Annotated in this window: 20 protein-coding genes; 3 read left to right on the plus strand and 17 right to left on the minus strand. The window is 38.0% G+C overall.

What is annotated here, in order from left to right; translation table 11 throughout:
• Positions 1–4: 4 nt before the first annotated feature.
• The 7 genes from CCAL_RS00600 to mqnP form a co-directional block, all read right to left on the minus strand.
• The gene (locus tag CCAL_RS00600; protein WP_169937956.1) at positions 5–214 is read right to left on the minus strand and encodes a hypothetical protein; all 210 of its coding nucleotides are present in this window, start codon (positions 212–214) and stop codon (positions 5–7) included.
• On the minus strand, positions 214–795 hold the full coding sequence (locus tag CCAL_RS00605) for a 6-pyruvoyl trahydropterin synthase family protein (protein ID WP_169999926.1): 582 nt from the start codon (positions 793–795) through the stop codon (positions 214–216). Before CCAL_RS00605 ends, CCAL_RS00600 begins: the two co-directional genes overlap by 1 nt.
• Positions 795–1,556: a 7-carboxy-7-deazaguanine synthase QueE gene (locus CCAL_RS00610; RefSeq protein ID WP_169972293.1), complete on the minus strand. Its 762-nt coding sequence runs from the start codon at positions 1,554–1,556 to the stop codon at positions 795–797. The genes CCAL_RS00605 and CCAL_RS00610 overlap by 1 nt, the downstream gene beginning before the upstream one ends.
• Complete coding sequence (gene moaA, locus CCAL_RS00615) at positions 1,556–2,524, minus strand: GTP 3',8-cyclase MoaA (protein ID WP_170015319.1); 969 nt, start codon at positions 2,522–2,524, stop codon at positions 1,556–1,558. The genes CCAL_RS00610 and moaA overlap by 1 nt, the downstream gene beginning before the upstream one ends.
• A 150-nt stretch (positions 2,525–2,674) precedes the next feature.
• Entirely contained in the window at positions 2,675–3,181 is a 507-nt protein-coding gene (locus CCAL_RS00620) for a DUF6115 domain-containing protein (protein WP_169937964.1), read from the minus strand.
• A gap of 9 nt (positions 3,182–3,190) precedes the next feature.
• A complete protein-coding gene (locus CCAL_RS00625) occupies positions 3,191–3,712 on the minus strand; it encodes a hypothetical protein (protein WP_169937966.1) in 522 nt (173 codons plus the stop codon).
• On the minus strand, positions 3,709–4,578 hold the full coding sequence (gene mqnP / locus CCAL_RS00630; RefSeq protein ID WP_169937968.1) for a menaquinone biosynthesis prenyltransferase MqnP: 870 nt from the start codon (positions 4,576–4,578) through the stop codon (positions 3,709–3,711). The genes CCAL_RS00625 and mqnP overlap by 4 nt, the downstream gene beginning before the upstream one ends.
• A 99-nt stretch (positions 4,579–4,677) precedes the next feature.
• On the opposite strand from mqnP, the gene miaA reads away from it, so the two are divergent.
• Positions 4,678–5,559 carry a tRNA (adenosine(37)-N6)-dimethylallyltransferase MiaA gene (miaA, locus tag CCAL_RS00635; RefSeq protein ID WP_170015317.1) on the plus strand — a complete coding sequence of 294 codons (882 nt, stop codon included), beginning with the start codon at positions 4,678–4,680 and terminating at the stop codon, positions 5,557–5,559.
• Here miaA and CCAL_RS00640 read toward each other — a convergent pair.
• From CCAL_RS00640 to CCAL_RS00650, 3 genes are read right to left on the minus strand one after another with little or no spacing between them, the layout of a single operon-like run.
• Entirely contained in the window at positions 5,551–7,923 is a 2,373-nt protein-coding gene (locus CCAL_RS00640; RefSeq protein ID WP_170015315.1) for a tetratricopeptide repeat protein, read from the minus strand. The genes miaA and CCAL_RS00640 overlap by 9 nt on opposite strands.
• Before the next feature lie 24 nt (positions 7,924–7,947).
• Positions 7,948–8,664, minus strand: coding sequence for a hypothetical protein (locus CCAL_RS00645; RefSeq protein WP_170015313.1), 717 nt, complete (start codon positions 8,662–8,664; stop codon positions 7,948–7,950).
• Between the two features lie 59 nt (positions 8,665–8,723).
• On the minus strand, positions 8,724–10,370 hold the full coding sequence (locus CCAL_RS00650; protein WP_170015311.1) for a multidrug ABC transporter permease/ATP-binding protein: 1,647 nt from the start codon (positions 10,368–10,370) through the stop codon (positions 8,724–8,726).
• 126 nt (positions 10,371–10,496) lie between these two features.
• Here CCAL_RS00650 and CCAL_RS00655 point away from each other — a divergent pair, with 126 nt between their 5' ends.
• Positions 10,497–11,498: an AI-2E family transporter gene (locus tag CCAL_RS00655; protein WP_194239085.1), complete on the plus strand. Its 1,002-nt coding sequence runs from the start codon at positions 10,497–10,499 to the stop codon at positions 11,496–11,498.
• Here the strand turns inward: CCAL_RS00655 and CCAL_RS00660 are convergent, their stop codons facing one another.
• The 7 genes from CCAL_RS00660 to rpsU form a co-directional block, all read right to left on the minus strand.
• Positions 11,499–12,869, minus strand: coding sequence for a coproporphyrinogen III oxidase family protein (locus CCAL_RS00660; protein ID WP_170015309.1), 1,371 nt, complete (start codon positions 12,867–12,869; stop codon positions 11,499–11,501).
• 209 nt (positions 12,870–13,078) lie between these two features.
• Complete coding sequence (locus CCAL_RS00665; protein WP_170015307.1) at positions 13,079–13,576, minus strand: YajQ family cyclic di-GMP-binding protein; 498 nt, start codon at positions 13,574–13,576, stop codon at positions 13,079–13,081.
• Entirely contained in the window at positions 13,566–14,507 is a 942-nt protein-coding gene (locus CCAL_RS00670; RefSeq protein WP_170015305.1) for a D-2-hydroxyacid dehydrogenase, read from the minus strand. The genes CCAL_RS00665 and CCAL_RS00670 overlap by 11 nt, the downstream gene beginning before the upstream one ends.
• A gap of 2 nt (positions 14,508–14,509) precedes the next feature.
• Positions 14,510–15,691 (minus strand): glutathionylspermidine synthase family protein, encoded by a 1,182-nt coding sequence (locus CCAL_RS00675; protein ID WP_172285159.1) that lies wholly within the window; start codon positions 15,689–15,691, stop codon positions 14,510–14,512.
• A 1-nt stretch (position 15,692) separates the two neighbouring features.
• Positions 15,693–16,310, minus strand: coding sequence for a UPF0323 family lipoprotein (locus CCAL_RS00680; protein WP_169937985.1), 618 nt, complete (start codon positions 16,308–16,310; stop codon positions 15,693–15,695).
• Complete coding sequence (locus CCAL_RS00685; RefSeq protein ID WP_169937987.1) at positions 16,307–16,945, minus strand: DNA-binding protein; 639 nt, start codon at positions 16,943–16,945, stop codon at positions 16,307–16,309. Before CCAL_RS00685 ends, CCAL_RS00680 begins: the two co-directional genes overlap by 4 nt.
• Positions 16,946–17,050: 105 nt before the next feature.
• Positions 17,051–17,263, minus strand: coding sequence for a 30S ribosomal protein S21 (rpsU, locus tag CCAL_RS00690; RefSeq protein WP_169937989.1), 213 nt, complete (start codon positions 17,261–17,263; stop codon positions 17,051–17,053).
• A 151-nt stretch (positions 17,264–17,414) separates the two neighbouring features.
• Between rpsU and ccoG the strand changes: the two genes are divergently transcribed.
• Positions 17,415–18,755, plus strand: coding sequence for a cytochrome c oxidase accessory protein CcoG (gene ccoG / locus CCAL_RS00695; protein ID WP_170015301.1), 1,341 nt, complete (start codon positions 17,415–17,417; stop codon positions 18,753–18,755).
• Positions 18,756–18,763: the final 8 nt, after the last annotated feature.

Raw genomic sequence — 18,763 nt, forward strand, 5'->3', positions numbered from 1 at the left:
CTCATTACTTACTTTGTGGGTTGTTTTGATTGCTTTCGATGGCAGGCTCTGGAGGCAAGGTCTCGTCTATAGTGACATTTGCGTCAAGTGCTGATATCGGCACATCGGTAGGCACGGTGTCGTTCTGTGTGGCAAATTCTACCTTCTTTTCTTCACAGCCACTAAGCCCAAACACCAAAAGTGCACAAAAGGCTAAAAATTTCATAAATTTCATCAAACATCCTTTGGATTTATGATCGGTTTTTTTAGTTTTATTTTCTCAAATAGCTCTTTATCTTCCCATTCTTCTATGATGGATGGCGAAAATACAATATCGTCTAAGCTTATATCGCCCATGCGCTCGTTATACGCGTCATCATAAAAGCACTGTGCATATCCTGTGTCGGTTTCGTGCACGATAACGCTATGAAGTTTTACTTCGCGCTCTCCGTTGCTCATGACGGTGCTTTTTAAAAGCCTATCGATGATGACGAAAAATACCCTACAAAACTGCTCTGCTGATGGATTTACCGGTATGCTTATCCAGCGTTGCGAGTGCTTTTTAAGGTCGTTTTGATACTCTAGGTCATCTTTGTCGTATATCGTTGTGGCGTGATCGAAGCTGTCTATTATAGTTTTGATGTTTTGTTTCATGAGTCCAAAGTCATAAACCATGCCAGCGTTGTCTAAGAAATTTGAGCTAAGTAAAATTTCTGCTACATAGCTATGTCCGTGTATACTGGTTCTGCAACGTTTAGAGCTGCAAAATCTAACAATATGTGCATTTTCAAATTTAAACAGTTTTCGTATTATCATTAAACACCCTCTTTTTTATCCCAAATTCTTATATGTATGCGCTCTGAGTAGTTAAACCCATGCTTAATAGCAAAATTTGCCACCGCAAGAGCATTGCGTGATAGTTCATCTTGCTCAGCGCCCATGGGCATACACCAAACTTCGTTTTTATATATATTTAAAACTTGCAAAATTTGTTCCAAGTCATCACTTGTTGGCTTATGTAAAACAAACTTATAAAAGCTGTCTTTTGCGTTTTGGCATATTGACTTTATGGCGCTTTCGTTTATGCGCTTAGCTTTGCTTATACCACTGTTTGATAGTTTTATGCCAAGTGCAAAGTAGCAACTTCTATAAACTGGAAATTTATCAAAATCAATCTCTATCGTTGCGTTGGTTTCGAAATGAACTTCAAATTCTCGCCTCAAAAATTCACTTGTTAAATTTATAAAGTTCTCATCTTTGTGATGTATAAGCGGTTCTCCGCCTGTCATGACGATGATAGGCTTAAATTTCAGATCCTTGCAGTATCTATCAACGATGGATAAAATTTCATCTTTACTAAATGTCTTAGCTTCAAAATGTCCGGTAAAAACAGCTCTTATCGTATCGCAACCGGTTAAAATTTCGCCTGTTTTTTGTGATTTGACTTTTACGTTAAAGCCCGCGCAGTTTAGGTTACAACCAAAAAATCTTAAAAATATCGCCAACCGCCCTTGAAATTTCCCTTCGCCTTGAATGCTCAAAAAGCTCTCGACAAGTCTAAGTCCACTCTGTGACATCAACCACCCGTTTGATAAAATGCGCGGCTTGAGGTTTCGTTTTGAGTTCCGACCGCCCATTTGTTTTTCTCTGGTTTGTTTTCTAAAACTTGTCTTAAAATTTCACTAGCGACTACGATGTCGCCTTTGCTTACGGCATCTTTGATACTAAGCGCATCTTCAAAATAAAGACAAGGTATAAGTAGTCCCTCCGCGCTTAGGCGTATGCGGTTGCAACTCTCGCAAAAGTCGTGTTTGTGTGGGTCTATGATACCAAATTTATAGCCGTCTTCTAGTTTGTAAATAGAGGCTGGGGAATTTGGTAGTTTTTCGTCTTTTGTGATTTTGTATTTTTCTGAGATGATGGCTAAAATTTCATCACTTTTTAGCCCTTTTAAGTCATCTTTGGCGTGAGTGTTTTCCATGTATTCGATGAAGCGAATTTGAGAGCCTCTAAATTTTGCAAACTCGAGCAAAGACACGAGCTCGTTATCGTTTATGCCTTTAAGCGCCACAGTGTTTAGCTTGACCTTTAATCCTGCGTCAAGAGCCGCTTCAAATCCCGCTAAAACTTCGTGTAAAATACCCTTTTGAGCGATAAATTTCGCCTTTTTTTCATCAAGTGTATCAAGCGACATGTTTATGCGTTTTAGCCCTGCATCTTTTAATCTTTTGGCGTAGTGGCGTAGCATAAAGCCGTTTGTCGTAAGCGCAAGATCGATGTCTGGTTTATAGTCGCTTATCATTTTTATAAATACGTCTAAGTCCTTACGCACGAGCGGTTCGCCGCCTGTTATACGTATCTTTGTTACACCTTGGTCAATGGCGACTTTGACAAATAAAAATAGTTCTTCAAATGTTAATAAATTCTCTTTTGGCATCCAGCTAAACGGGGTTGTCGGCATGCAGTATCTGCAACGAAAGTTACATCTTTGAGTTACTGATATGCGTAAATAATCAACCGTTCTGCCATACTTATCAACTAGCATAGTTTTACCTTATAAAGCCATAAAATGCTTTTTAAATTTTAATATCATCATTATAAACTAAAACTTTTAAACCAATATAAAACACAAAAGGTTGATTTTGCCGTTATTTGCGAGGCATTGCTTGGACTCAAAGACTAAAATTTATCCTACTTAGGCTAGTTGATGTAGTTTAAGCACAAATTCTACTCGCCCAACTCCAAGTCTTAGGTCCTTTGCTATCATCTCGATACTTTTGCCGGAGTTAAACATACGCACTATCTGCTCTTCTTCATTTTGCGCGCTTGGGGTGATCTTGCCTATATCGCGAGTGCGCTCTTCTAAGTTATACATCCTGTCTTTTTGTTCGCTTGCAAACTCGTCTATCACGCGCTCTATGCTCTTTATCGCTTTTATGATCGGCACTATTTTTTCATTTAGATCGTTTTCAAGCTTTTTGCTAAGCTCTGATTTTAACTCTTCGTTGTCCTTTGTGTCGTCATCTTTAGAAAGAGGTAAATTTTCAATCTGCTTTTTGAGATTAAAATTTTCTTGCATAAGTCCTTCTATGGCTCTTTCGTAGCGAGTAAAGCGCCTATTGGCTTCATTTTCTTTTATTAGGATAAATGCTATTATGATAACTAAGACAACAACCAAGCCGCCGATGATGAAAAGATCCATTGTTTTCCTTTAAGAATTTGCCCTAAGCTCTCGTATCATAACACGCTCTCTTGATGTTACGTAAGCATCCCAGTCACTAACGTCTTCTTCGTGCATATTTGTGATATAGGCGGTAGTTTTGTCAAGTGCATTTAGATACATCGCGATATTTCTTTTAGGAAATATCGGCATTAAAATTCTAGCGTAATACCGTCTTTTTGGCTCAAATTTCGGTTCACTTAGGCGTATATGTTCAAAGCCGATACCGTCTATCTTGGCGCTTTGAGCAAGGTCGATGTATTGCTTTTGTTCGTTTTTTATCACATCACTAAGCTCGTCTAATTTGCGGTGAAGCTCAACCAAAAGCGTTAGCATGACTTGGTCGCTCTCTTTTGTATCGCCACGCGACTTTACACGCTTTAGCCATGCTCCAAGCGGGTCTTCGTCGCTTGGGATTATGGAGTTAAATTCTTGCAAGAAGTCTATATTGCTAAGCTCATCAAGCTCAAATTTAATGTCTAGCGAAGCGGGTATTATGCGTATGTTGCTCATAGTGCACTCAATAAAACAAATACAAAAAACAAAATTCCAAGATAACCGTTTAGTGTGAAAAACGCACGATCTATCTTGCTAAAGTCTCGTCTTACGATACGATGTTCCATGAAAAGTATGACGCCGCTAACTACGATACCAAAAAATGCTAAAAATCCAAGCTGTGCCGCCCATGCAAAAAGTAGCCAAAGTAGTGTCGCAACGACGTGAAATATAGCCGAGATAAACATTGTGGCTTTTTCGCCATATACCGAAGGTATGCTAAAAAGTCCCATTTTTTGGTCAAATTCTATATCCTGAAGTGAGTAAAGTAGGTCAAACCCTGCAACCCAAAACACAACTCCAAGACACAAAAGCACGCTCCAAAGCGGTATCTCGCCGCTTACCGCAACCGCTCCGGCGATAGGCGCAAGACCAAGGCAAAGCCCTAAAACAAGATGAGCTAACTCGCTAAATCTCTTAAATAAAGAGTAGCCGGCTAAAATTCCAAGTATCGGAAAACTAAGCCAAAATGCGAGTGAGTTTATAAAATAAGCCGTGATGATAAAAACAGCTGCATTCGCGATGATAAAAAGCTCTAAATTTCTTCTTCCTACTCTGCCGTCTACACTTGGGCGATTTGCTGTGCGAGGGTTGAGCTTGTCGATATCTTCGTCCTTATATCGGTTGTAAGCCATAGCGAAATTTCTAGCACTTACGGCACATAAAATTCCTAAAACTAAAAGCCCAAATCCAAACCAAACACTGTCGTTTGTTTGTTTGCTAGCGACAACCATCGCCGTAAATATAAAAGGTAGAGCGAAAACCGAGTGCTTAAATACGATTAGTTCGCCGATATCTTGTAAAATTTTTATAAATTTTTTCATTTATCTTCCATTGTTAAATTTTCTCATTTTACTCTCTTTTGCTTTAAATTTAAATTTATATTGTTATAATGAAGCCATTTTAGCGCGTAAGGCAGAAAAATGTTTCACCAACTAGCCCTCATCGGCACGACTGCAAGCGGCAAGAGTTCGCTAGCTATACAAATCGCTCGTAAATTTAACGGAGTTATCTTAAGTCTTGACTCGCTTGCTTTGTATAAACAAATCGACATTGCAAGTGCCAAGCCTAGCAAGAGCGAGCTCGAGCTTGTAAAGCATTTTGGGGTCAATGAAATTTATGTAAATGAAGTCTTTAGTGTCGGGATGTTTTTTAAAATTTATCAAAATTCCTTAAAGTGGGCGCAAGATAATGGCTGCCTTTTGATAATCACCGGCGGAAGCGGCTTTTACTTAAAGGCCATGCTTAGTGGTCTTACCCCCGATGTGCCAAAATGCGAAATTCCAAGTAATGAAGAAATTTATAGTTTAGCTAGAAAGATAGATGGTGATTTTGCTATGAAATTTAGTCAAAACGATAGTTATAGACTTGAAAAATGGTATCAAATTTATAAATTTAGCAATGAAATTCCAAGCATTTGGTTAAAGAAAAATACGGGTGAACCGCTCATAAAAGAGCTTGAGATATATGAAATTTTATGGCCAACCCAAGCAATAAGAGAGCGTATAAAAGAAAGAACACATCAGATGTTCAAGCAAGGTTTGCTTGATGAGGCGAAATTTTTATTTGACACATACGGATATGAACAAAAAGCCCTTAAATCAATCGGTCTTAAAGAGTGCGCGCAGTATTTTAGGGGTGAAATTTCAAATGTCGCGGAGCTTGAAGAGCTGATAACGATACACACGACACAGCTTGCAAAACGCCAACGCACATTTAACCGCTCGCAGTTTGAAAAAGAATTTATCGGCGAACCTGACGCGGTTGAAGATGTGCTTATAAAACGTCTTGAAGGCTTAGTTTAAAATTTGAAGCTGTGCTTCGCATGAGCTTTTCCACGGGCTGTTGAAATTTGAACCAACGCACTCATTTAGATGCTCTCTTGCAAGATCATATCGCTTAAGTTTGATGTAGATTTCAGATATTAAATTTAACGCTCTAAGCCTATCTTGAGGCTCTAGCTTCATGTTTAGGATGTATTTTGCCTCATCAAGCGCTTCATTTATGCTATCTATCTTCAAAAGCGAAGTCGCATAAAGTAAATTTAGCTTTGGAGAAAAGACATTTATCTTAACTCTAGTTTGTAACTCAAGAGCCTTTTTGGCATAGACGGTAACCGTAGCATGGTTGTTTTTGCCAAAGGCGTATTCGCTAATTGCATTATATGCCTCGATGATTTTAAAGTCTTGCCCTCTAAGCTGTTCTATGGCGCTAAGCGTAGCTATGGCCTCTTCTATGCGGTTTAAATTTAACAGCGAGTAAAATCTATCAAAAAGCACCGGAGTGGGGTCTGAGTACTCAACTCCCGCACCAAGTCCCAAGGCTTCGTTTGCAACTTGAACGGTTTGCTCGTAATCTTTCATTTGGTATAAAATTTTACTCAAATTTACTAGCCACTCTACGCGGTCTTCTAGGTTTTCATCTTTTATGTGGGATTTTGAGAGATTAAGCGCGTCGTTGTATCTTGCTGTGCGGAAGTAGCACTCGTATAGTTTAAACTGAGGAAGTGAAATTTTATCGACATCGTAGTTTTCAAGTAAATTTATCACAATCTGACAGTCGTTGTTTATAAATCCAATCCTCGCAAGCTCGTATGCGGCACGGTCGAGGTAGTTTGTGGCTTCGGTTAGGTTGAGGTCTCTGGCTTTTTGAGTGTAGCTAAGCACGTCGCGGTATTTTCGCTCGTTAAAATTTAGAGCCATTTCGCTTACAAGCGCCTTTTTACCGATATCAGAGCTGTCGTATTTGTCCATCAAGCTTCTATAATGCTCGTGAAGCTTGGTTGAGTTATTTTCTTTTAACTCAAAAAAGAGCGCATCAAGGGCTTGTGTGACTTCGGCAGAGTATTCGCCGTTGTATTTAAATTCACTCTCGTAGCGTTTTAAGTAAGCATAAGCTCTATTTACGTCATTTAGTTTGGCTAAATTTATGCCTATGTTTTTTAAAGCAACTTCATAAAATGGGCTATTGCGTTCGCTGTTGTCGACTATGATCTCGTAAATTTTAGCCGCTACGTCAGGCATGTTTTTATCAACGAAAACCCCGGCTAAATTTATCGCTCGAGCAGGATCGTTCATGAAAAATTTTTCATTCGCATTTAAAATTTTAAGTATGAAATTCTTTGCGTTTTCAAATTTCTCTTTGTCTATGTTTGCGTCCACAAGAGATAGTGCCGCTCTGCTTGCGATATTGACATCGCCGGTGTTGTAAAGGACGTTTTCATAAAAGCTTATAGCCTCTTTTTGTCTGCTGTTTTTATAAAGATAATCAGCATAATCAAGCATGGTAAGCCTTGTGAATTTAGACCTTTCATGCTCGTTTATAAGTGTGTCAAGCATGTATTTAGCATCGCTTGCTATGCCGTCTTTTAAGTAGGCTCTGGCGATGATGTAAAGAACTTCGGGATAGTTTTCGTCAGCGGCAAATTTCCTCATCCATGCTCTTCCCTCAGCAACTAGCGAATTTGGAGTGGAGTCCTCAAATCTATCCTCTTTTTCAAAAATTTTATCAAGCGCGCGAAGTCTGTAGAGTAAAAATTCACTTGCAAAAAGGCTTTGCGGGTGTCTTTGTATGGCGATTTTAGTTTCTGCTACAACAACTGGATAGTTGCCGCTCTCGTAGGCTCGCTTTATGTTTATATAAAGGTCTATGTCGTTGCTATCCATGCCTTCTATCGGAGCCATGTTAAGGTCAAGCGCGCCGATGGATGGGCGCAAAAGCTCGCTAAAATCAGGAGCGAAATTTAGTCCGTTTGGTTTTAGCGGATCAAATTCTTTTAAGCTTTGATCGATGATGATACTAAAGTGTTTTGAGATGCTACTGCTCGAACTAAAGGCACGAGTGTCGTTATATAGTTCGCTTGAGATGTTTAGTAGTCTTGAGTTTGCCTTTGGCAAGATGATAACAAAGAGCTTGCCGTCTTGTTTTTTGTATTTTATGTCCATAAGAGGCAAGATAGTGTCTTCTATCTGTGGCAAAACACCGTCGTTAAGCATGCAAACATAACGCTTGGTGTCATACGCTAAAAGTTGCTCAACGCACTCGAATTCCTCTTCGTCGCTAAGCTGAAGGACGCTATATGGCTTGCCGTTTTCTATACCGCTGTTTAGGCTAAGATTAAAAGCGTAGATAAAAATAGGAAAAAATAAAACCAAAAAAGCTTTTTTCATCTTAGTGTTACAGCCGCCTTGTTTTTAAATTTGACTTACTTTAACAAGCTTGAAGTTGTATCCGACAACCTCGCTAACACCAACTAATGCAACTGTTCCTTTTAGGTTTTTATCAAGTCTAAATTTGCGAGTTAAACTAAAGTCGTCGCTACTAACAGTTATCGTGTCACCGTCTTTTATCTTGCTTGCCATGCTAAAAGTGGTAGTTCCTACTATCTCGTCGCTGCTATCGTTTTTATAAAGGTAGATAACGCTTCCGTCAAAATTTAAAAGCTCTTTTAATTCGCTTAAATTTCCGTTTGTTTCATATTCTGTGGCTTGTGTATCGGCTAAGATAACATCTAAATTTAATATTTCTAAAAGCTCAAATATCATTTTTGCATCGGGATTTGTAAAAAACGAACTGTCTATTATGACGTTTTTAGCATCTTTTAGCCATAAAACAAGCTCTTTTATCTCCTCTTCGCCGACATTGCACTCTCCGCTTAAAAGTCCATCGTCAAGCTCATCAAAATACTCCTTGTGTGCACTTGATACGTGTTTGCAAAGTAGGGCTAGAACGTAGCTTACAGAGCCTATTTCGCAACGTATTAAATTTTCGTTTCCAAGTAGCTCATCTTCAAAGCATGAGATGTATTTAAATTCACAGGTTTTAAGTTCGTTTGCCAATGCCGGATTTGAAAGACTTAGTAAATTTGCAAGACTTAATGTTTTTGCTTTTTTAAATTTATGAAATTTCATATTTGACCTTTTTGAGATTTATATATTTTATAAAATTTTCTTTTTAACTTCGTTTAAAATTAATCCCGCTCAAGTCTTTCGACTGCGTCTTTACTTGCCTTTTCGCGTTCATCGCCTGTTAATTCGCTAATTTTACCCTCTTTTACGAGTAAAATTCTATCCGCCACATCAAAATACGCATCATCATGGCTAATGGCAACTATACTTACGCCTTTTTGCTTTAAAAACGGCAAAATTTCACGGTAAAACACCCGCTTAAATATCGGATCTTGATCGGCCGCCCACTCATCAAGCACGAGTAAAGATCTTTTTTCAAGCAGTGCTATAAAAAGCCCAAGACGTTTTCTTTGCCCTTGAGATAGTGCCGTAGTGCTTAGCTTGTCATCTATAACTTTAACCTTTTTATCTATGCAAAGCATGCGTAAAAGCTCGTCCATCTCCTTTTTATCTGCAAATTCGTCCGTGTTTGAAAGTGTTTGGGAGAAGAGGTAGAAATTTGAAAGTATCGCACTTACGTTTGACTGATATGAGCGTAAATTTTGATCGTTTATGCCGACTTCATCAAGTAAAATTTCTCCATGCGTCGGAGCTAAAAGACCGCAAAGTATGTTTGAAAAGGTACTCTTTCCGCTGCCGTTTTTGCCGATGACAAATACCGTTTCACCACGTTTTATGCTTAAATTTACATCTTTAAGGCTGAAATTTTTATCAGGATAACTAAAGCCGACATTTTTAAATTCTATCTTTTTCCACTCCTTACCAAGCTCGTCATCAAAGTCAAATTTGTCCGAAGTGTATTGAGTTAAATTTAAATTTGAAATTTTATCCATGCTAACTTTTGCGCTAAGAGCCGTTGGGATAGAGCCTACCATGGCGATCAGTGAGCCACGTAAAAACAGTATCGTAAGGCTAACGGTAACTGCTGTTTGCAAACTCGCCCAGCCAAATCCTACGCATAAAAGCACACACATGCCAACCGCGCCAAGAAGCATGACGTTTGTAAAATTGTCAGAAATTGCATGAAACACATCAGCCTTTACCATGCTTTTTCGTTTTTTGTCTGAAATTTCATTTAGTTCGTTAAAGCAAATTTTGGCTCTGCTTCGATTAAGAGTAAGTTCGGCGTGTCCTTCAACGGCGTCATTGTAGCTTTGTTGAAGCTCGTCGTCATTTTTTCTTGCTATAGAAAAATGATAGTGGATTTTTCTCATTAAAAATGCGCTAATGCCAAGAGCAAAACCAAGCCAGATAAATATAAATGTAAATAATTTTGGCGATATGTAAAACATATAAATTCCGGAAGCCATGATGAAAACAGACCCTTGGATAAGTCCCGGAGCGCTCATAAATGCAAACGAGATCGTCCTTATATCACTGTTTAGACTTGCTATGAGTTTTGCTTTGCCGATGGTGTCTATTTGCGTGTTTGAAGTGTCTAATATCTGTTTAACAAGGCGCTTTCTTATCTCAAAAACAAGACCGTGGCCAAAGGTCGTAAGTGTGATATTTGCATAAACTGAAGAGAGAAAAAATAGCAATAAAAGCGATATAAACTGTACCGCTACTATCGCGTCAAAGCTTTGCGCTCCAAGTAGTCGTTCGTTGATAAAAGACAAAACTCCAATGCCAAGAGCGCTAAAAATAAGCGTTAGAAATACGATTTTCACGATAGATAGGATATTGTTTTTAATTAAGGATTTTATCATAAGCCGTCCAGAAAATTTTTTAAATTTTAGGCAAAAAAGATAAATTTAGTTTTAATTTTATATTGACAGCGAATTTTATAATATTACGATATAATTTTGCCAAAACAGCCACGACAAAGGACTATCTTGAAAGCTTCACTGATCTACATCGCAAGTTTTGTCATCATAGCATCGGGTTTAAAAGCTGCAGGAACGGTTGTTTTTCCATTTTTACTGGCGGTTTTTATAGCCATTGTTATTTCTCCTGCTATAAAAAAACTACAAGAGTTAAAACTGCCGCGAATTTTAGCTTTTATCCTAGTTATGGGTGTGATATTCTTTGCTTTAGGGTCTATAACAAACACTGTCGTAAAAACTTTAAACGGACTACTAGGATACATGCCGGAACTTCAGGCTAAATTTAAAATTTTAACTGATGAATACATTAAACTAGCCGTTAAATACGGCTTTGAGATAAATGGCGTCCTACCTAGCGGGTTTGATCCAAATAATATCTTCACAAGTGTCGGAGGCTTTTTAAAAAGCGGCACCCAAATCGCATCAAAAGCGTTTTTTATCTTTTTGCTTGTTACTTTCATGCTATTTGAAACGCAAATTTTTTATCAAAAAGTTGAGTATTTTGCTAGTAAAAATCCGCAAACAAATTTGATCGTAGATACTTTTATATCAAATTTAAAACGCTATCTTGCCATAAAGTCGATCGCCTCCGGGGCAACCGGTATAATTATCTGGTTGGGACTTGAATTTCTTGGTGTTCCTTATGCTTCGCTTTGGGGTATAGTGGCGTGTGTGTTAAATTTTATCCCGACGATAGGCTCGATAATAGCGGCATTTCCTGCGATACTGGTATCGCTTTTACTAAATGATATAAGCACCTGTTTGTGGGTTGCTACTCTTTATATTTGCGTAAATGTTGCGATAGGAAATTTTATAGAGCCTAAATTTCTAGGCAAGGGGCTTGGCATAAGCACTCTTGTGGTCTTGCTTAGCTTGCTTTTTTGGGGATTTTTGTTTGGAGTAGGCGGGATGTTTTTAGCTGTTCCTTTAACAATGAGCCTAAAAATCGCGCTTGATGCAAACCCAAGCACGAAATTTATAGCTGTTTTATTAAGCGATAAAGTTGAGTAGCTAGATCGCAGCCTTTGGTCTTGTGACCGCTTGCTCATAGCTAACCCCTGTATCTTCGCTCATAACATGTAAATTTTTAGTTCGTTTGATCTTTGCGTCATCTTTAAATAAAGCACGAACTCTATCCATGCCGGCATAAAAATCACGCATAAGCACAACACAGATATACTTACCAAAAAATGTCGGTTTAATGCAGCCGTTTTCTTCATATATGGCATTTACGAGTTTTAGTAAATTTAGCTCTACAAATAGATCTCTATGGATGTTTGCGCCATTGTTTTTATTGTATTTTGCGATGTCTACCGATCCGTCAAAAAGTTCTGTTAAAAATATATACTTTAAGCGCTCTTTTTTGGTAAATGCGCATTTTGCTATTACCGTGCTATCTTGCGCTTTGACCTTGCGACCGTAGTCAAGAAGGTTAAAAGCGTTTATAACAAGTTCTCCTTCTAAAAAGCTAAACGCACCGCTACCGATGCCGACGTATTCGTGATTTGAGCCGACGTATTCATCGCGCATATCGGCATTTTTTTGATTTGAAAACGCCCATGCGTTACTTTGACGATATCCGCCTTTGGCAAATTCATCTACGATTATCTCGTAAAATTCGCGCTCATTGTCTACGTTTGAAACACCAAGCGAACGAGCGATATTATCGCGAGTTAGTTCTGATTTCATTAACGGGTAGAGCGTGATTTGTTCAGGTGCTATGGCTTTTGAAATTTTTATATCGTTTATTAACTGCTCTTTTGTTTGATTTGGTAGATTAAAGATAAGATCAAGGCTGATAACCGGTATCATACCAACGGCTTTTTCAAGTCTTTTTTGAACTTCAGCCGAGCTACCGAATTTCTCATATCTGCCGACTTTTTTTAGTATAGAGTCATCAAAACTTTGAACGCCAACGCTTAGACGGTCGATAAGTCCGTCAAATCTAGTAAGACTTTCAGGTGAGATGTGGTTTGGATCGCTTTCTGCCGATATATCCTCTATGTTAAAAAGCTCTTTTGCAAGGCGTAGTGTTTTTTCAAGTTCAGGCTCATTTATAAGCGTTGTTCCGCCACCTACATAAAGGGAGTTAAAGTCAAAACCGGCTGCTTTTACCTGACGCATCTCTTCGCGTAAATTTTCAAAGTAGTGTTTGGCTAGCTCTTGCTCGTAGTGGTATTTGTGAAACGAGCAGTATGGGCAAAAAGTATGGCAAAAGGGCACATGCGCATATAGCATGTATTTTTTGCCTTCTTTTGGAGTTTTTGTGTATTTTTGATTTTCGTCTAAGATTTTTATATTAAATTCATTATAAAGAGAGCGCTGTATAGATTTATGTGCATAATTTACCGCAAAACTCTCTACGGTATTTTTAAAAATCATGATTAGTTACCTTTAGTAAGTATTTTTTAAATAATTTGTTAGAATATCGAAATTTTAATTAAATTTAACTTTTATAAAAGAGCGATACGTGAATTTTACGGCATTTTAGCTTATAAATTTAAAGAGAAATTAAATCGCAACAAAATTATATTAAGCTATTAAAACAACCAAGGCAACAAAAAATTGCATTGCCGCCTTGGTTGTGGGGATTATTTTAAATTTTTAAAGCTCAGAGGAAGTTCTAAATTTAGTCCTTTTACAAGACGTATACACTCTTGTAGATCATCGATCGACTTGCTTACTACTCGCACCTCTTCACCTCGGATACTAGCTGTTACTTTTAGCTTTGCATCTTTGATGGCTTTTGTGATCTTTTTGGAGTTTTCGCTGTCTAAAGTATCGTTTAGCTTTAAAATGGCCTTTATATTACCTCCGCCGGCACTTTCGCGTTTGCTCTCGCTAAGCGCCACAGGCGGGATGTTGCGTTTGATAAGCTTTGAGATAACGATATCTTTTAAGGCGTCTATCTTGTTGTCGCTTGAGCTTAAAAGGCTTATAAATTTCTCCTTTTCATTTAGCTCTATTTGGGCGGTTACACCCTTGAAATTATATCTGGCCGCAAGCTCTTTTTTTGATGTTTCAAGAGCGTTTTTAACCTCCATCATATTGACTGCACAACTTATGTCAAAACTATGTTCACTTGCCATTTTCGTCCTTTATGAATTCTTCAATGTTTTTAACTATTAAATTTATAAGCTTTTCTCTAGCTTCTAAACTAGCCCATGCTATGTGTGGAGTGATGATCAAATTCGAGCTATTTTTAATATTTAAAAGCGGATGGTTTGCACTCATAGGTTCACTTTCTAGCACATCGATACATGCTTTTAAATTTTTATCATCGATAGCTTTTGCAAGCGCTTCCTCATCAACTATCCCGCCTCTGCCAAAGTTGCATATAATCGCTCGCGGCTTCATTAGCTCAAGCTCTTTTTTGCCGATGAGCGACTTGGTTTTTTCATTTAAAGGTGCATGAATGCTTACGATATCGCAAATTTTTAGAAGCTCTTTAAGCTCTAAGCGCTCAAATTCCGTGTTGTTGTTTGCTCCGCTTGTAGAGTAGTAAAAAATTTTAGCTCCAAAGGCTTGGGCTACTTTTGCTACGTTTTTGCCTATCTCTCCAAGACCGATTATGCCGAAATTTTTGCCAGAAAGTTCGCAAATAGCTCTATCTAAATTTGTAAAAATTTCACTTTTTACCCATTCGCCGCTTTTTACATAACCATCATAAAACTCGACTTCGTTTAAAAGAGCCAAAAGTGAAGCGAAAGTCTGTTGTGTAACGCTATTTGTAGAGTATCCTGCGACATTTTTAACAGGGATATTTTTCTCTTTTGCGTATCGCATATCTACATTATTTGTTCCGGTTGCGCTAACGCAGATTAGCTTTAAATTTGTAGCGTCCATGACCTCTTTTGTTATCAAGACTTTGTTGGTGATAGCGATATCGGCATCCTTTAGTCTTTGTATGGCGTCGTCTTGTGCGGTTGTTTCATAACGCACAAATTCGCCAAATTTTTTAAATACATCTAAATTTATATCACTTCCAAGCGTTAAAGCGTCTAAACACACGATTTTCACGGCTACTCCTTTATAAAATGTCCTACGAATTTAGAGTAATTATCAAGGATTTCTTTGCCTTTTCGATATCCAAGGGCGCAACCCTCATACGCGAAAAATACCCCCGCTTGATAATTATCCCCGCGTTCATCTTTGTTAAATTCGTAAAATTCTTGGTAAACGACGCGACTTGTGTCGTATTCACCCTTGTTTTCAAAGCTTACTTCGCCGTTTGCTTCTATGATACTTACATTAGCTCCTTCTCGTCCAAAAACAGGCTTTTTAACGCATTTTTTGCCAGTTAGCGGTTCGTTTGAAGCCTCGAGTAAGAGCGGATGATTAGGATATAAATCCCATAAAATTTTAAGTATCCCTTTGCTTTGGAAAAGCAGTGTGTAGGCTGGATTTAGGATGATGGCCTTTTGGTTATTTAGGATATTTGTTAGTATTAATGCAAGTTCGCCTTCGTTTATGGCGATATCTTCCCATGGGATAAGTTTAAACCAGTATTCGTAGTTTTCTTCGCCTTTAAAGATCCCGTTCTCATCACTAAATTCCACCTCGTCCACGTAGGCAAAATCAGTCGTAAATCCAGCTTCATTTGCCGCTGCTTGAAGGAGTTTTGTGGTATTTTCATCCTCGATATTTCCGGCTATCGTGCTAAATAAAATTTTCCAGCCCTCGTAGTATTTGTTAAAGTCGTTCGTATCTCCGCCAAGGACTACAAGGCGTTTGAAATTTTCTACAAGTGCCGCGTAAAGATCGTTAAACTGGGAATTCTCATCCATTTTATTAAATTTAAGCATAGCCCATTGGATGATCGCGGTTTCAAAGACTGCAGTCGGAGTATCGGCGTTAAATTCTATAAGCTTTATCGGTTTTCCGTCAAGCCCGCCGGCTAGGTCAAACCTGCCGTATAAATGCCAGTGCACGTCGTTTTCCCAACTTTGTTTTATCGCGTCTATGAGGTTAAAAGGAATTCCCACTTCATGAAAGAGGTTGTTTTCGATGATGTGCTGTGCTGCAGCAACGAACATATCATAAAGTTCATTTGCCGCCTCGTAATACGCCTGGGCTTCATCGTTCGTAACGCCTACTATCTCATCTGCAACATAAGATGAATTATCGCTATCGGTATGCCACGCAAAACCGATTTGTTCCATAAATTCTTTATCTAAGGGTTTGATTTTTTTTAAATTTATCATATCAGCCGCCCACGCTTTGACTTGAGCTTGAAGCTGCCTTCGAGCCGGAATTTGAGCCGAAAAATCCACTCTTAGTACTTCCTTTGGCTCCGCTTGTGGCAGTGCTTTTGGCTTTGTTAAAGCTGTCAGCACTTCTTGTGTATGTGCTTGGATTTTTATAAGCGGTTTGGCGTTGATTTTGGAAATTTTGGTTACCAAAGAGCTTGCTGCCGATCCAGCTACCTATGATAGCGCCTGCTGCAGAAGCAAGTATGGTCTCGCCTAAGCTTGCTCCCCCGCTACTTAGTTGCGCGTTAGGATTTGTTAAATTTGACGTTCCGGCTTCTATTTTTGCATTTTCTTCGGCAATTAATTTATCCATCTCTTCTTTGCTTAATACACGTTCCGTGCCGTCAAGTTGCTTTAAAACCACACGAGTTTCGCTGCTTGGATACTCTTCTAAAATTTTATACGCTCCGTTTGCAGTCTCTTCTATAATCACAAAGGCTCCGGTTTTTTGTGCTACCTCTTCGAGTGAGTCGCCCTGTTCGTTACTTGTACATCCGGCAAGTCCGGCCATGACTATCGCACCAAAACCGCCGATAGCCGCGTAAGTTGCTATTTTTTTGATATGTTTCATTTTTCTCCGATCAATTCTTTTAATGTTTTATCTTTTCTAATCAAAATCACACCTTGCTTAAATTTAATAAATTTAGAGCGCCCTATGTGTTTTATGATCTTATTTTGAGCTTTTTTTTGCTTTTTTGGCTCAAATGAAAATTCTCGTAAAAATTCACTCAAGCTTATCCATTTTTGCTCGCTAATCTCCTCATCTACAACCGCTTCAACCGCTGTTTCTTCGCTTTTTACGTGCGTTAAAAACGGTCTTTCCATGGCTTTTAAAAAGACCATTAGCTTTTCGTCGCGCTCTTTGTAAATTTGTGAAATTTCATTTTTGCTTTCGATAAGCATTTGCTCTTTTTCTTTAAAGAGTCTATCTTTGTCGGCTTGTAGATTTAAATTTAATGCCTTAACTTCGTTTAGTTGCTCGATCAAATATCTAACAAATTCGCCGTTTTGCTTATTGGTTGTTTCATTGTGGCTTTGTCTTTTTTTGCTCGGTTTTTCGTCTTTTATGTCGGCGTCATCTAAAACGACAAATTTTTGCCCGTCTTTTTCGACAGACTTTAGCGAGCCACGGCGGATACGGTTATAAACCGCTTCTTTTGTGATACCTAAGACATTGGCCGCTTCATTAACAGGCAACTTTTGCATAAAAAATCCTGTATTGACTTAAAAATTTTTATGAGTAATTATAACAAATAAGGATAAAATAAGGGTTAAACCGACCAAGCTACGCCGGATCGGTTTAATGGGTTTTTAGAGTCTTGACTCGTAGCGTCTAAGCATGTAAAGGCGCTTAAGCATTTTCTTGCGAGCTGCAATCTTTTGCTTTTTGCGAATTTCAGTCATAGGCTCAAAGAAGCGTCTAGCTCTAACTTCAGTTACAACTAGGTTACGGTCAACTTGCTTTTTGAACTTTCTATAAGCTTCGTCAAAAGACTCGTTCGGATGTACCTTAATACCAGGCAACGTCCTCACCACCTTTCAATAAAAAATTAGAAATCAGATTATATCTGAAAAAATTTAAAAAAACAAATTTTTATATATAATTAACCTTATAAAGATATAATTTCACTAAATTATTTTTAAAATATTATAAATTTGTTGCAAAGGTTTTACTATGGGATGTGAAAAAAACTATACTTCAAGAAGGCATTTTGGTTTTGCCATTATCACCGCAATCGCTTTTGTGCTACCTTTTATTAAAATAAACGATAGTCATTTTTTCTTGCTTAGTTTTGATAAAAGCAAGCTTCATTTGCTATTTACGCAATTTGATATGCAAGAGCTTTATCTGATGCCGTTTTTGTTTATTATTTTATTTCTTTTTATATTTTTTCTAACAACTCTTGGAGGCCGTGTTTGGTGTGGTTGGAGCTGTCCTCAAACTATCTTTAGATCTGTTTATAGAGACCTGATACAAACTAAAATTTTAAAAATTTATAAAAATATAAAAGATAAACAAAAGCAGCAAGATGTAAGTGTCTTTAAAAGAGCTTTGAGTGTGATAATCTGGGCATGTTTATCTGTGCTTATCGCCTCAAATTTTTTGTGGTATTTTGTTCCGCCACAAGACTTTTTTGCTTATTTAAGTGACTGGACAAATCATAAGGTATTAGTAGGTTTTTTAGCCTGTATCACGCTTTGGCTTGTATTTGACGTTTGCTTTTTAAAAGAGAATTTTTGCGTATATGTTTGCCCGTATGCTAGGATACAATCAACAATGTTTGATAACGACACCATCCAAGTTCTTTATAACGAAGAGCGTGGAGGTAAAATTTATGATAAGGGCACAAAACTATGGAAGAAACCGCAGATAGAAGGTGCACAATGCACAGGCTGCGAGGCTTGTGTGAAAATTTGCCCCACACATATTGATATCAGAAAAGGTATGCAGCTTGAGTGTATCAACTGTCTTGAATGCTCCGATGCTTGCTCTAAAGTGATGGCTAAATTTAACTTTCCTTCGCTTATAGAGTGGACAAGTGAAAATGCGCAAAAAACACATCAAAAGGTCAAATATTTTCGTTTTAGAACGATCGCTTATGTGGCGATACTCTCCGTTGCTTCGGTAGTTTTGGTGTTAATGAGTGGCAAAAAAGAGCATATGCTCTTAAATATAAATAGAACAAGCGAGCTTTATAACATCACAAAAGATAAAAATGTAGAAAATTCATATACATTTTTATTTCAAAACACCGATAGCAAAAAACATACGTATTATTTTGACACAAATGACACAAATATCAAGATCGTGCGCCCAAGTGAGCCTATCGAGGTCAAGCCAAACCACAAACAGCGTGTTATCGTGATTTTAGGATCTAAAAATTTAAATTTAAATGACCAAAAAGATATGCCTATAACTATTAAGATAAATGCTTATGCGGTAGATGAAAAAGAGAAGATAAGCGTCGATAGGGAAACCGTTTTTGTCTATCCTAAAAAACAAAATTTAAACTAAAGGCAAGG

It is taken from the genome of Campylobacter sp. RM6914, assembly GCF_004803835.1.
Lineage (GTDB): Bacteria > Campylobacterota > Campylobacteria > Campylobacterales > Campylobacteraceae > Campylobacter_A > Campylobacter_A californiensis.

Coding starts and splice junctions, on each gene's coding strand:
- ccoG (WP_170015301.1), top strand. CDS start 17,415: ATGGGATGTGAAAAAAACTATACTTCAAGAAGGCATTTTGGTTTTGCC.
- CCAL_RS00605 (WP_169999926.1), bottom strand. CDS start 795: ATGATAATACGAAAACTGTTTAAATTTGAAAATGCACATATTGTTAGA.
- CCAL_RS00620 (WP_169937964.1), bottom strand. CDS start 3,181: ATGGATCTTTTCATCATCGGCGGCTTGGTTGTTGTCTTAGTTATCATA.
- CCAL_RS00685 (WP_169937987.1), bottom strand. CDS start 16,945: ATGCAAAAGTTGCCTGTTAATGAAGCGGCCAATGTCTTAGGTATCACA.
- CCAL_RS00650 (WP_170015311.1), bottom strand. CDS start 10,370: ATGATAAAATCCTTAATTAAAAACAATATCCTATCTATCGTGAAAATC.
- CCAL_RS00625 (WP_169937966.1), bottom strand. CDS start 3,712: ATGAGCAACATACGCATAATACCCGCTTCGCTAGACATTAAATTTGAG.
- CCAL_RS00610 (WP_169972293.1), bottom strand. CDS start 1,556: ATGTCACAGAGTGGACTTAGACTTGTCGAGAGCTTTTTGAGCATTCAA.
- CCAL_RS00600 (WP_169937956.1), bottom strand. CDS start 214: ATGAAATTTATGAAATTTTTAGCCTTTTGTGCACTTTTGGTGTTTGGG.
- mqnP (WP_169937968.1), bottom strand. CDS start 4,578: ATGAAAAAATTTATAAAAATTTTACAAGATATCGGCGAACTAATCGTA.
- CCAL_RS00680 (WP_169937985.1), bottom strand. CDS start 16,310: ATGAAACATATCAAAAAAATAGCAACTTACGCGGCTATCGGCGGTTTT.
- miaA (WP_170015317.1), top strand. CDS start 4,678: ATGTTTCACCAACTAGCCCTCATCGGCACGACTGCAAGCGGCAAGAGT.
- CCAL_RS00640 (WP_170015315.1), bottom strand. CDS start 7,923: ATGAAAAAAGCTTTTTTGGTTTTATTTTTTCCTATTTTTATCTACGCT.
- CCAL_RS00665 (WP_170015307.1), bottom strand. CDS start 13,576: ATGGCAAGTGAACATAGTTTTGACATAAGTTGTGCAGTCAATATGATG.
- CCAL_RS00645 (WP_170015313.1), bottom strand. CDS start 8,664: ATGAAATTTCATAAATTTAAAAAAGCAAAAACATTAAGTCTTGCAAAT.
- CCAL_RS00675 (WP_172285159.1), bottom strand. CDS start 15,691: ATGATAAATTTAAAAAAAATCAAACCCTTAGATAAAGAATTTATGGAA.
- moaA (WP_170015319.1), bottom strand. CDS start 2,524: ATGCTAGTTGATAAGTATGGCAGAACGGTTGATTATTTACGCATATCA.
- CCAL_RS00660 (WP_170015309.1), bottom strand. CDS start 12,869: ATGATTTTTAAAAATACCGTAGAGAGTTTTGCGGTAAATTATGCACAT.